This is a genomic window from Reticulibacter mediterranei (assembly GCF_016587455.1).
In genome coordinates this window covers 6,041,361-6,054,121 of record NZ_BNJK01000001.1, presented here as the reverse complement: position 1 = coordinate 6,054,121, position 12,761 = coordinate 6,041,361, and the positions used below count along the sequence as shown (strand labels likewise).

At 51.0% G+C, this 12,761-nt stretch carries 11 protein-coding genes; 6 read left to right on the top strand and 5 right to left on the bottom strand.

The window, feature by feature from the left end:
* Nucleotides 1-62: 62 nt before the first annotated feature.
* Together K3T83_RS26180 and K3T83_RS26175 are read right to left on the bottom strand one after the other, a co-directional pair.
* Nucleotides 63-1,040 (bottom strand): MBL fold metallo-hydrolase, encoded by a 978-nt coding sequence (locus K3T83_RS26180; RefSeq protein ID WP_220205874.1) that lies wholly within the window; start codon nucleotides 1,038-1,040, stop codon nucleotides 63-65.
* A gap of 5 nt (nucleotides 1,041-1,045) precedes the next feature.
* Nucleotides 1,046-2,020 (bottom strand): sensor histidine kinase, encoded by a 975-nt coding sequence (locus K3T83_RS26175; RefSeq protein ID WP_220205873.1) that lies wholly within the window; start codon nucleotides 2,018-2,020, stop codon nucleotides 1,046-1,048.
* Between the two features lie 347 nt (nucleotides 2,021-2,367).
* Here K3T83_RS26175 and K3T83_RS26170 point away from each other — a divergent pair, with 347 nt between their 5' ends.
* Nucleotides 2,368-2,865, top strand: a complete 498-nt coding sequence (locus tag K3T83_RS26170; RefSeq protein WP_220205872.1) for a YciE/YciF ferroxidase family protein — start codon at nucleotides 2,368-2,370, stop codon at nucleotides 2,863-2,865.
* 82 nt (nucleotides 2,866-2,947) lie between these two features.
* Here K3T83_RS26170 and K3T83_RS26165 read toward each other — a convergent pair whose 3' ends face one another.
* On the bottom strand, nucleotides 2,948-3,565 hold the full coding sequence (locus K3T83_RS26165; RefSeq protein ID WP_236064991.1) for a CYTH domain-containing protein: 618 nt from the start codon (nucleotides 3,563-3,565) through the stop codon (nucleotides 2,948-2,950).
* A gap of 249 nt (nucleotides 3,566-3,814) precedes the next feature.
* Here K3T83_RS26165 and K3T83_RS26160 point away from each other — a divergent pair, with 249 nt between their 5' ends.
* The 3 genes from K3T83_RS26160 (at nucleotide 3,815) to K3T83_RS26150 (ending at nucleotide 6,782) form a co-directional block, all read left to right on the top strand.
* Complete coding sequence (locus K3T83_RS26160; protein ID WP_220205871.1) at nucleotides 3,815-4,915, top strand: sugar-binding transcriptional regulator; 1,101 nt, start codon at nucleotides 3,815-3,817, stop codon at nucleotides 4,913-4,915.
* Nucleotides 4,916-5,397: 482 nt separating this feature from the next.
* On the top strand, nucleotides 5,398-5,796 hold the full coding sequence (locus K3T83_RS26155) for a response regulator (RefSeq protein ID WP_220205870.1): 399 nt from the start codon (nucleotides 5,398-5,400) through the stop codon (nucleotides 5,794-5,796).
* A 95-nt stretch (nucleotides 5,797-5,891) separates the two neighbouring features.
* Entirely contained in the window at nucleotides 5,892-6,782 is an 891-nt protein-coding gene (locus K3T83_RS26150; RefSeq protein ID WP_220205869.1) for a class I SAM-dependent methyltransferase, read from the top strand.
* Between the two features lie 61 nt (nucleotides 6,783-6,843).
* Here the strand turns inward: K3T83_RS26150 and K3T83_RS26145 are convergent, their stop codons facing one another.
* A complete protein-coding gene (locus tag K3T83_RS26145) occupies nucleotides 6,844-9,078 on the bottom strand; it encodes an ATP-dependent Clp protease ATP-binding subunit (protein ID WP_220205868.1) in 2,235 nt (744 codons plus the stop codon).
* Between the two features lie 561 nt (nucleotides 9,079-9,639).
* Between K3T83_RS26145 and K3T83_RS26140 the strand changes: the two genes are divergently transcribed.
* Nucleotides 9,640-10,857: an acyl-CoA dehydrogenase family protein gene (locus tag K3T83_RS26140; RefSeq protein ID WP_220205867.1), complete on the top strand. Its 1,218-nt coding sequence runs from the start codon at nucleotides 9,640-9,642 to the stop codon at nucleotides 10,855-10,857.
* Nucleotides 10,858-10,937: 80 nt separating this feature from the next.
* On the top strand, nucleotides 10,938-11,633 hold the full coding sequence (locus K3T83_RS26135; RefSeq protein WP_220205866.1) for a histidine phosphatase family protein: 696 nt from the start codon (nucleotides 10,938-10,940) through the stop codon (nucleotides 11,631-11,633).
* On the opposite strand, the gene K3T83_RS26130 is transcribed toward K3T83_RS26135, so the two are convergent.
* Nucleotides 11,611-12,513, bottom strand: coding sequence for an ATP-grasp domain-containing protein (locus K3T83_RS26130; RefSeq protein WP_220205865.1), 903 nt, complete (start codon nucleotides 12,511-12,513; stop codon nucleotides 11,611-11,613). The genes K3T83_RS26135 and K3T83_RS26130 overlap by 23 nt on opposite strands.
* Nucleotides 12,514-12,761 lie beyond the last annotated feature (248 nt).

Below are 12,761 nucleotides of genomic sequence, written 5' to 3'. Positions count from 1 at the left end.
CCCTGTAATATGCAGTGTAACATACCGATAAGGTTTGGGCAAATTGACGCCGGGCCACGTTATCAGTGAACACCAAACAAGGACTGCTGCTCAACCTGCATACAAGCCTCCTGCAATTGCGCATCATGCATAGGGATCAGCGTGACTTCGGGATGACGAAAAGAGAAGCGATGCAGATCAAGCAGCGTCTTACGAGCAATCACGTCGTTCCAGGTCACTCTAGACCAGAAGATAGCATGTGGAGTGGCCGGCAAGAGATAGTTCTGAGCGAGATGTGCGGCATCACCAAGCAGGAAGAGGCGCGACCCATTGGAACGATTGATAAACATCCCCATATTACCGGAAGTATGGCCAGGCAAAGGCACAAGCACAATTGACCCATCGCCGAAGAGATCCAGACTGGCGGAAAATCCCTCATAAGGAGGCCCACTACATTCAAACAACGTAATATTATTTTCTCCCAGGAGGCTGCGCAACAGTTGCCGACGCCGATCTTTAAGATCCAAATGCGCGTCCTCATATTCCACACGCGCAATACGCAAAGGCACCATCGGAATATCGGGAACACCGGAGATATGATCCCAATGCAGATGCGATATCAATGCAAAATCCAGATCGGAGGGTCGTACACCCAGACGTTTCAAATGGCCGGCCAGCGATTGCTCAAAGGTAAAGCGTGCCAGCGTCGAACGGAAGAAAAGCGATTGCTCACGTAGAAATAAGTAGATATCGCCGCAAAGCCCGGTATCATAGAGAAAGGTTGCCTGGGGATGGCGTATCAACACCGCACTGTAACCGATCCGACAGGGCGCAAGCGAGGTGGTTCCGCGCACCATCACAGGCTCGGGCCAGGTAACACTGGCACAGCGTAAAAACGAAACCTCAATCGCCGGGAAATCAGCAGTATTTAACATCTTCTCCGGCTGCTCCAGCTCAGGCGTCACAGGAAATTTTTGTGGTAAAAAGCTCTTTAGTGCTATACCTGCACCTAGAGCACCAAGTGAAATAGCACCTGCCAGCGCTAGATTACGTATCTTCACGTCTTTTATTCTCCTGGATTTCTCTCTTCTTGTTGAACCAACGGTAGTGTGAACCAGAAGGTTGATCCCTGACCAACAACGCTCTTCACACCCACCTGTCCCTGATGCAATTCAATAATTGTCTGGCTGATATGCAGGCCGAGTCCCAGCCCAACACCGGAGCCGCTCAGAACGTTGACATTCTGGGCTTGATAAAAACATTGCCAGACCTGTTGCTGCTCTTGCAGAGACAATCCCTGCCCCTCATCATGTACGAGCACGCGCGCATTATAATCCTCGACAAGCAAGTGCACTTCAACCGGTTTGTCTGCCGCCGAGTATTTCAGTGCATTGGTCAAATAATTGGTGAGCACCTGCCCAATCCGGTCCGGGTCAGCGACCACAGCAACCTTCTCACTGGCAGGCAGCGTCATATGAATGGTACGAGCGGCGTTGGCCTTTCGTTGCTCCTGGGTGACTTCTTGCACAATAGAGCGTAAATTACATGGCTCCTGCCGCAAATGCACCTGTAATTTGCCCGTTTTAATACGAGAGATATCAATCATATCCCCAACCAAGCGATTCAATACGTTGATCTGGCGCTCCGCACGCACCAGCATCTCTACAGCCAGGCCCGCCTTCTCGGCAGAGTTATCAGTCTGTCCTGGCGATATAAGAGCCTTAAGACGGCGCTTTGCAAGCTGCACATTCGCTTTAATCGTCGTAAGTGGCGTACGCAGCTCGTGACTGGCGATACCTAGAAACTCCTCTATACGTCGATTTGCTTCACATAATTCCTGTTCTCGTTCACGAAATTCTGCCTGTTTGTAAAGAAAACGTCGTTCATTCTCATGCAATTGCTCAATTAATTGCTGCCGCTCGGCCACCAAAGCGCGGCAACGCTCCTCACACGCCTGTAACTGCTGCGCCAGATCATCATCGCGAACGGATCCTGTCAGTGAATTTACCCTACAATTTTCAGATCGATTATCTTGCTGCATTTTCTCTTCTTTCGTCGCTAACTTTCGTAGGCTTTGCGATTATTATGAAGCCACCTCACCTCTACACACAGACCTGGATCTGTTTTTGCATGTCTTTGTCCCAACAATAAATAGCATCAAAAGTCTCCTCCTCTAATAAGCACGACCGGGCTCTGGAAAAAGATACAAAAGCGTATCAATGGAATCAACGAACAAAGGATGTAGCAAGAGATGTCATTGTTCTAGTTCCCTCAAACGTGATATCCAAATGGGCACTCTGGCCTGTTCATTATCTGAACGGCTAGCACGAGAGAAAGATTTTTACAGTACAGGAAAAACAGCTATAACGTGAAAGGAGCAAAGAAGCTATGACCATGCAAAACTCAAACGATCTTTTTATCCATGATTTGAGCGATATGTATGATGCAGAGCAGAGGATTCTGCAAATGCTGCCCGCAATGGCACAGGAATGCAATAACAACGATCTCAAGGATGCTTTCAAGCAGCATGAACAGGAGACACGCCAGCAAGTCCTCAATCTTGAGCAATGTTTCCAGAAATTGGGATCGCAGCCTGATCGTTCAGCCTGCTATGTCATTGCTGGTTTAAAACAAGAGCATGACGCCTTCCTCAAGGAAAATCCCACACAAGACCTGATCACCATGTTCGATGCTGGCGGGGCCGCCAAAACAGAAGCTTATGAAATTGCTTCCTATCGGGGGCTGGTGGAAAAAGCAAACATGATGGGACAGACCCAATGCGCTCAACTGCTCAAACAAAACCTGGATCAAGAAATGGCAATGGCACAGCGCGTTGAGAAGATCTCTCGTAAAATCGACCAGCAGATGATTGCTCCACAGCCGTAAGCTGGCTTGATCTAACAAAGTTCTTCGCACACACTCTAGCAAGCCCTGTTGGTACTTGCTAGAGCATAGGATAGATCTTTTCCTACAAATGATATCTGCCGGCCTGGTATGCAGCCAGATTATGCTCACGTAACCATAACTCAACATAACCAACTTGAATATGTTCGGCCCGTAGATCATGAGCGAGCCTCTGCAAGGTTGCCAGCGCCTTTTCAATCTCCTGGGTCTCTGAACAACAGATCTCCATCTCCAGAAAATTGCCCAGGCCCTCCACCACATCGATGCTCACCTCTAACAAACCGTCAGTATACACCTCGCGTCGATTATCAATCCGCGCCAGCTCGATCAAATAGTTGCCCGTTATAGCCGTCGTCACATCAGATGCGGCATGCCATGCGGGAAGAAATGAGGCAAACAATCCGTTTATTTGCTCTATCGCCGCACCGCTGGCAGTTAATGGAAAGGTCCGTTCGGTACAATGCACATGATGCTGTTCCGCTTGCTCGTTAAATTTAAACTCCAGACGTGCCTGATTGCGGATGCGTACAAATACAGCCCGACGCAAAAGCTCCCAGGAGGCGGTATCATAATAGATATCCAGATTATGCACATCACCACGCCATTGCATCGTCCCCAGATAATCATTCAGCTTGCTGCGCACATCAGGCGTTAACCGACATTTTAGCTCTGCTTCAATCACACCTATTTCCTCCTCAAAATATTACGAATATTTGATGCTTTATACTTTCATAGAGAACTGCATGACATTTACAACAATATATGCAAATATCACATGTAGCGCTTGCAGTTTCTCCCTGTTTTCTGTATTCTATTATACATACCCACTCTTTTGTTGAAAATATAAGCAATAGAGAAAGTAGTCAGTCGTACACAAAAATGTTCCTATTCAATAGTGATGTTGGTAGTGTTTTGCGAAAGGAAGCTGCACATGCTCTCAGGAACCACGCAACAGGGAACCACACAACAGGGAAACGTCCAGCGCAATATAACAGAAGGGAGTTTACTGTCAGATGACCGCTTCCTGCGCAAAATTGCTTACATGTACTATGTCGATGGACAAACTCAAGAAGATATTGCCCGGATGCTCTATTGCTCACGGCAAACCATTGGCAAGGCGCTCCAAAAAGCGCGTGAGTGTCGTATCGTCCATATCTCAGTCGTGCCAGAAGAGCGCACTGGCTATCTGCGCAATCTCGCTCGCGATCTGCGCTATACATTAGGGCTGGAAGATCTGGTCCTTGTCCCGGGTCGCACGATGGATCCCACAAAGCCAAATGAAATCATCGAGGACATTGTAGCAGATATTGCCGCGACAGCTGCCGACTACCTGGACCACCTCATCACCGACCACGACATCCTGGCCGTCTCGGGTGGAAAGAGCATCATGAGAAACATCGTCAGGTATCTCAAACCAAGCAAGATGTTGTCTGGCCTGGAAGTTGTCCCCACCATTGGCTTCGTCGAAACACGGCCCAGCATCGGTGACTCTAATCTGGTCGCCTACGATATCGCCACCGCTTACGGGGCCAAACATGCCTGGCTGCCCATACCTGCCATCGTCGAGACGCAAGAGCAACAGTGCCAGGCTCGTTCGCTGCCGCTGGTGAGAGATGTCATCCAAACGATGAACAAGGCCAACGTAATTATGATGGGTGTCTGGCCCAGCGGCCCCGAGAACGATCTGGTCGCACGCGGAGTCATCTCACAACAACAGCTCCAAAGCCTGCAAGCGCTTAAACCGGTTGGGGATATCAATCACTGGGTTTTCGATGCAGAAGGTAACTTTATTAATGATCAGCTCACGCCTCTGCCGTATTATCTCACAGGGCTAGAGATTCCTCTCCTCAGAGAACGCGTCCGGCGCGAACGCATGAAGATTATCCTTGTAGCGGGTGCCAGCTACGCCTGTATCCCGGCAATTCGCGCGCTGCTCAAGGCACGTATCGTCAATATTCTAGTGACTGATCATATTACAGCAGAAAGGCTGAAACCGGATCAGCCATTCCCTCCCACTGAGAATATATCGTAGACCGGCCATTCTATTAGGAGGAACACAGGCCAGTAAAGAAAATATGCCAGGAATGTGCCATAAAAAATGTTTTCTTATTCATTATCTATCTCAGCCATCTCTTTCCTCTAAAGTAGAGCTAGTGGCAAATGCTACAGATACAGAGAAATTCCACAGTGTGCTATCATAAAACGAACTTGTGGCCTCTTGTCAAGTGTAACTACTTTTGAAACATACCTCACATAAATTCTTTTCTGAAGAGCAAACGCTACTGATTCATTACCATACATCTGTATTATTGTTTTATGACATCTATCATGCTACACTTATTTTAACACAGACAACGCCGAACTCTCATACCAAGTAAAGAGAGAGAAGCTAGATTCCCGAATTATTCTGATATGGGAACCGTTCTTCTTAGCGAGAGGAAATACACACAGAAGAGAAACGGTATTGTATATAGTATGTAACAGCGGCAGATACGTAGAGAGGACGGGATAGATATGAGCAACCTGATCGCAGTTATTGATGATTCGCAAACGGTGCGCAAAATCATCGAAACGTGCCTGAAGCGAGAAAGCTACGAGGTCATCACATTCAATGACGGGCTATCAGCATTGCGCTATTTCTTTAAAGAGAAGCCGGCACAACCGCCAGACCTTGTGTTCCTGGATATCGAGCTACCATATATGGATGGGTATCAGGTAGTTCGCTATCTCAAAACACGACCCACCTTTGCCCACACAACCATTGTCATGATCTCACGCCATGACGGAGTCCTCGACCGCCTCAAAGCAAAGCTGGCGGGGGCCGATTCCTATCTCATCAAACCCATGCCGTCCCAGGCCATCCTTGATACCGTTCAGCAACACCTGGGTATTCTTATCCCTGGCATCTTATAATGCTATTCCCTATCTAGCGCCGAGAACTGGCATTGCAATCTCGGTCAACGGCGACGATCAGATAGTAGAAACAGAGAATATATGAGGTAAGAGCTATGTTTACAGCTTCAGATGTAACACAAAGCGAAATCATCACAATAATCGATCCTGAAGAGCCAACCGAGACGGCCCGCCAGATGCTCCAGAATCGTCTCCTTCATCGCTATATGGGCGGGCCATTACCAGAACAAACGCTTGCCCAACCAGTGCAGCATATCCTTGATCTGGCCTGTGGTCCTGGCGGATGGGTACTCGATATTGCTTTTGCCTATCCGCAAGCAACCGTTATTGGTGTGGATCGTAGTCGCATCAATATCCGCTACGCTCGTGCGCAAGCCCGTGCCCAGCGTCGCTCCAATGCATATTTCCAGGAGATGGACATCTTGCATCCCCTGGACTTTCCCGACAATTATTTCGACCTGGTCAATGCGCGCTTTCTCAACACCTTTCTTCCCACCGAAGAATGGGCCAATCTCCTGCACACCTGCCTGCGCATCACACGCCCCGAAGGGATCATACGACTGGTAGAATGCGACTATGGCGTCAGCAGCAGTCTGGCCTGCGAGAAGCTGAGCGAGTACTACGTCCACGCCCTCCAAAACGCCGGGCTACGCTCAACTCCTGTGGGACGCCCCCTGACTATTGGACAGACCCTGCCCCTGGAAGACCTGTTGTACGAGAGCGGCTGTCGTGGCGTACAACAGCGCACCTACACGCTCGATTTCTCGGCAGAGGCAGAAGCAAATATAGGCATGGTTGATAACGCCCTCATATTTTTGCGCCAGATCAAACCGTTCGTCCTGAAGATGGGAGGAGTAAAGCCGCACGAGTTCGAGCATCTCTATCAAGAGGCCTGCCTGGAAATGCGCTCTCACACATTCTGCGGACAATGGCTCTTAGAGATGGCCTGGGGCAAGAAAAGCGTGGCTGGCGCACAACAAAAATAACACAAATAAAAAAGCGGTAACGCCTCTCAATGAGAAGCGCTACCACTTTCAATTGCTTGTTTTATTGCACGTTCGGGACAGTTTCCCGTGCAGAGACAACAATCTTGCCGTCCTGCACCGTTAACACTGCTTCCTTGTCACTGGCAATTTCGCCGGCCAGTAACGCATCGGCCAGGGCATCATCAACGTAGGTCTGAATCGCCCGACGCAACGGACGTGCGCCATACTCTTCATCGTATCCTTCCTCTAACAGGAAGTCACGCACCTCGTCGGTGATTACCAGTTCGATCTTCTGCTCGTGCAGGCGATTGCGCACCTGATCCAGCATCAAATCAACGATGCGATACAGTTCCGCTTTCCCTAGCGACTGGAAGACCACGATCTGATCGATACGGTTGATGAACTCTGGGCGGAAGACGCGTTTCAAGCCATCCAGCGCCTTCGAGCGGATCGCCTCCTGCTGCTCGTCGCGAACCCCCTGATCGTCCTTCTTTGCCGCAAAGCCGATCCGTGCTGCCCGCTTGAGATCAGCGCTGCCCACGTTGCTGGTCATAATCACAACGGTATTCTTGAAGTCTACCGTGCGGCCCTGACCATCGGTTAAGCGCCCGTCATCCATAATCTGCAACAGCGCGTTGAAGACCTCTGGATGTGCCTTCTCAACCTCGTCAAACAGGATGACGCTATACGGGCGACGACGTACCTGCTCCGTCAACTGACCACCCTCATCGTAGCCAACATATCCAGGAGGGCTACCAAACAGGCGGGCAACAGTGTGCGGCTCCATGTACTCCGACATATCGAAGCGGATCATGTTCTCCTCACCAGCAAAGAGTTCTGCTGCCAGAGCCTTCGCCAGCTCAGTCTTACCAACACCAGTTGGACCCAGGAAGAGGAAGGAACCAATCGGGCGTTTCGGATCTTTCAGACCCGCACGCGAACGACGGATCGCGCGAGAAACGGCCCCAATCGCCTCATCCTGTCCGATGACACGCTTGCGCAGGTCATCCTCAAGGTTGCGCAAATTCTGGCGCTCGCTCTCTAACATCTGGCTCACAGGAACCCCGGTCCACGCCTCCACGACACGCGCGATATGCTCAGGCGAGACGATCAACGAGATCACATCGCCGGACTGTGCACGAGCCTTTTCCAGATTCGACAGCGTTACTAGCTCTTGCTGGCGCATTCTAGCAGCACGCTCGTAATCCTCAGCGTTGGCGGCCTCTTCTTTCTCCGCCTGAATGTCAGCCAGCTCTTTTTCCAGATCAGCAATCAGGGTCGGGCTGACAATCCCTTTCTCAGTTGCCTCCAGACGCAGAGCTGAACCAGCTTCATCCATCACGTCGATAGCTTTGTCAGGCAAGAAGCGATCATTGATATAGCGATCAGACAATTTCACCGCCGCCTCGATAGCCTCATCGGTAATGCTGACACCGTGATGCGCCTCGTAATTGGCGCGGACGATATGCAGCATATCAATGGCCTCTTCAGCGGTTGGCTCATTGACCATGACTGGCTGGAAACGGCGCTCCAGAGCCGCATCTTTCTCGACGTGTTTGCGATACTCATCAAGCGTGGTAGCGCCAATACAGCGCAGTTCACCACGCGCCAGAGCGGGTTTAATCATATCGCCAGCACCGACTGCTCCCTCAGCTGCACCAGCCCCAACGACTGTATGCAACTCATCGATGAAGACGATGGTCTCGGGCGACTCTCGCAGTTCCTCAAGAATAGACTTGATGCGCTGCTCAAACTGGCCCCGGAACATTGCTCCGGCTACCATGCCGCCAATATTCAGCGAGACGATACGCTTGTTGCGCAATCCAGGAGGAACATCACCCTCTTGAATGCGGCGGGCAAGCCCTTCAACAATGGCGGTCTTACCAACGCCCGGCTCGCCGATAAGTACTGGATTGTTCTTCTGGCGACGACCCAGGACAGTAATCACACGGCGCAGTTCGCGCGCTCGCCCGGCTGCCGGGTCCAATTTCCCCTCAGCAGCTTCGGCTGTCAGGTCACGCCCAAATTGATCTAGAGTTGGTGTCTTGCTATGTTTAGCCTGACGCTCAGCGGTGGCTGTATTTACCCCACCAGCTGACGAGGCAGATCTATTGTTATTGTTGGAAAAAGGAAAGGGAGCACCGGGTACCTGACCTTCCAGGCCGCCCATCTGACCCATAGCGTTCATCAGTTCGTCAACACACGACTGGCACAGATAGTGCGACTCACGCCGTCCATCAACCACCTGATCGACACGCACACGGGCCGGGTTTTTCTGGCAACGTTCACATTTCATTCTATTGCATGCTCCTCGTTATTAGTTTCTTACGAGATGAGGGTCATCCCCATTGTCTGTTAGCAATCTCTTCAGACGACTGCTAAGATTATAACACGGATCTCTGCCGCTGTCTAGCACTCTCTCTTTGTGATTGCTAACTCACCTATGATAACAGTGGGTTCACAGATGTTATTCCCACAGGACAAAATAAATGGTAAGATTTTTTCCGCTCACCGCAACTGCTTCAACGATGCAGGCAGATGGCCTCGTGAGGTAGATGATACGAGGGGATGTGTCAACCTTTCGTAGCGTCTACCATAGATAACACCGTATCCCACTATCTTATTCCAGAATCTCAGGGTCACAGAGGATACAGGTGAGGAAGATATCAATCTGCATCAAATTGTCTCTTTCCTTTTGATCACGATCCTGACCCTTTTTTTGATACGGAGATAGGACCACATAGGCATACAACGTATGCGAAAAGGTTCACAGCCTGGATGCGCAAGCAAACACATGCACGAAGGATGTGATATATTCAAAGCAGATGAATGGCCGCATACAAAGAAGGAGCAGCCAATGGATTTTGCTTATCCAGAAAAGGTGAACGAATTGCGCACGCGTGTCACGGCTTTTATGGAGCGTGCTATTTATCCCAACCAGCAAACATATCACGAACAGATTGCTGTCTCTGGCAATCCCCACCATCACGCTGAGATCGTAGACGAACTGAAGGCACAGGCAAAAGCAGAGGGCTTGTGGAACCTGTTTTTGCCCGACAAAGAGTATGGCATGGGGTTAACCAACCTGGAATATGCGCCCCTGGCCGAGATCATGGGTCGCGTCAGTTGGGCCTCCGAAGTCTTTAATTGTGCTGCACCCGATACTGGCAACATGGAGATCCTGGCCCAATTTGGCACGGCAGAGCAAAAGCGGCAATGGCTTCAACCGCTGCTCAACGGCGAAATACGCTCCGCCTTTGCCATGACTGAGCCGGACGTTGCAAGTTCGGACGCCACCAATATCCAGCTCACCATCGAGCGCGACGGAGACAGCTATGTGAACTATGTGCTAAACGGGCGCAAATGGTGGATCTCCGGGGCCGCCCGTGAACGCTGTAAAATCTTCATCGTCATGGGCAAAACCGATCCCCACAATCCAGACCGCCACCACCAGCAGAGCATGATCCTGGTTCCACGCGAAACGCCCGGGGTCACGATCAAGCGCAACCTGCCAGTAATGGGCTACGTCGATAACGAGGGGCACTGCGAGGTGCTTTTTGAAAACGTTCGTGTTCCAGCCAGCAATCTCCTCGGCACGGAGGGTAGCGGTTTCGCTATCGCTCAGGCACGCCTGGGGCCTGGGCGCATCCATCACTGCATGCGTGCCATCGGTGGCGCACAATATGCCCTTGAATTGATGTGTCAGCGAGCTGCATCGCGTGTGGCCTTTGGCAAGCGGCTGATCGAACAGGGCGTTATTCAGGAATGGATCGCGCAATCGCAACTGGAGATCGAACAGGCGCGTTTGTTGACGCTCAAAGCCGCCTGGATCATCGATACGCAGGGCAAAAAGGCTGCGCAGAACGAGATCGCTATGATTAAAATCGTGGCTCCCCAGGCACTCACCAATGTTGTCAACCGCGCCATCCAGGTGTTCGGTGCCGCTGGTCTCTCCGACGATTTCCCGCTCGCCTCGATGTGGGCGCATGGTCGCACGTTGCATATCGTCGATGGGCCAGACGAGGTTCACAAACGCTCGCTCGCTCGCTCCATCATCCGTCAGCACACTTCATAATATACATAATTGATGAGGCGAATGAGGAAGAAATATCGTTCGCCTCATGGCAACAATCATTCTATATATTTAGGAATCATATGAACGAACCATTTCTTGCACAACACGCTCAGGCCGCAGAACTCTGGCTAATACGACACGGCGACGCCATTCCAGGACCGGAAGAAATCATCCCCAGCGGCGTCTACGACAATCTCCCCTTGAGTACGAAGGGGCGCAAACAGGTTCAACTGCTGGCCGAGCGGCTCCAGGCCATCGCATTTGACGCAGCCTATAGCAGCCCATTGCGCCGCTGCCAGGAGACCGCCGCTCCCACGATTGAGTTGCAACATCTGCCAATCACGATTGTTGAGGATGTAAAGGAGATTTACCTGGCCGATGCTGTTCCTGTAGAGCATGATGGAGGGAGCGGCGATCTGGTCGCACTGAGTAAAGCGCTGACCGACCGCCAGATAGAGATTGTACGAACTGTGAGCAATAGTGGAAGCTGGGATTCTCTGCGCACCAGCGAGCCGTCCAAAGCCTTTCGCCTGCGCGTCGTTACAGCCATCGACGAGATCGCGCGGCAGCATATTGGCGATCGGGTATTGATCTTTGCTCACGGTGGAGTCATCAACGCCTATGTCGCTGAAGTTCTGGGGCTGGAGAAAGAATTCTTTTTCCCCTGCGCCAATACATCTATCACAACGATTCGTGTACGAGATACGACGCGCGTCCTCTATACGCTAAACGATATCGGGCATTTAGCGCTCTTCAATGTGTCTGAACGCGCTTGACATTGGGATTATAGCGCATCAACTCTGCTGGCACCAGGGTTGTATCCTGACGATGGAGGGATGCACGCCGTCGCTGTAAGAGTGTGCGGCGCTCCTCGTGCCTCTCCCGTTCGCGGCGCGCACGATAGGCTGCATGGAGAATGTACTCGGCGATTGCCCCCACTTTGCGTGGCACACCATAAAAGCTGGGGAAATCGTTGATATCGACTACCACCAATCCCTCCGACGTCTCTAGCACGTCCACGCCGTAGAGATCGAGGCCAAAGACCTGCCCCACCTGACGAGCCAGTTTGAGCATCTCGCGCGAGACTGGTATCTCGTCCTCCTGCACCTGCCCATGCAGAGGAGAGCTTTTGGTCACAGCATGCACCTCCTGCCCAGTCACATACAGCTTGATATCATAGCCAGTATTTTCCACGTAGCGCATCGCCAGATAGTGCGTTGACTCATCCAGGGTCAGCATTGCCATCTCCTCTGGCGTACGCACGAGATGAATATCCTGCATCGAGGTGCCATTGCTAGGCTTCACTACGACCGGGTAGGCATCATGTGGCACTTTTGAGAGCGCGCGTGGATGCCCGACAAAATAAGTCAGGGGAACGGGCAGTCCACAGGCATGAGCGTAGGCAGCTGCAACCGCTTTATCGCGCACAAGCCGAATCGCCCGCGAATTGTTGATAGTTGGAATGCCTATTGCCTCAGCCGCTTCTAAAATAGTCAGGCCAGGGCCATCAGAGACAGTTTTCAGCACATAAGCGTCATATTTCCAGAGCGAGAGATCGGTCAGGCTGGTCACGGCCGCATAGGGCTGCAACACGTCTATTTTATGTCCCCACTGCTCCAATTGATCCGCCACGACCATTGGCATCGGCTTATGCACATATCTTTCTTCCAAAATAAAGCAAAAGTACACCTTAACCCTCCTTCACAGCTTGCTTTTACCGGTGCAATAACTGATTATTATTTCTAACCATCTACAGTATACTCCTCACATACTGGATTAACTATGAGGTGGCTAACAAAAAAACTGAGAAGCAGGAAGCCACACCTCCTATCTTTTATCCAAAAAATGTATTTCATGCTAGAGATTCATTATTTACTTATTAGAGCATGAGTTGGTAAAAGTTG

Bases quoted from the DNA above. Each gene is read 5' to 3' on its own strand.
- K3T83_RS26175 (WP_220205873.1), bottom strand. From the start codon at position 2,020: ATGCAGCAAGATAATCGATCTGAAAATTGTAGGGTAAATTCACTGACA.
- K3T83_RS26170 (WP_220205872.1), top strand. From the start codon at position 2,368: ATGACCATGCAAAACTCAAACGATCTTTTTATCCATGATTTGAGCGAT.
- K3T83_RS26160 (WP_220205871.1), top strand. From the start codon at position 3,815: ATGCTCTCAGGAACCACGCAACAGGGAACCACACAACAGGGAAACGTC.
- K3T83_RS26155 (WP_220205870.1), top strand. From the start codon at position 5,398: ATGAGCAACCTGATCGCAGTTATTGATGATTCGCAAACGGTGCGCAAA.
- K3T83_RS26150 (WP_220205869.1), top strand. From the start codon at position 5,892: ATGTTTACAGCTTCAGATGTAACACAAAGCGAAATCATCACAATAATC.
- K3T83_RS26145 (WP_220205868.1), bottom strand. From the start codon at position 9,078: ATGAAATGTGAACGTTGCCAGAAAAACCCGGCCCGTGTGCGTGTCGAT.
- K3T83_RS26140 (WP_220205867.1), top strand. From the start codon at position 9,640: ATGGATTTTGCTTATCCAGAAAAGGTGAACGAATTGCGCACGCGTGTC.
- K3T83_RS26135 (WP_220205866.1), top strand. From the start codon at position 10,938: ATGAACGAACCATTTCTTGCACAACACGCTCAGGCCGCAGAACTCTGG.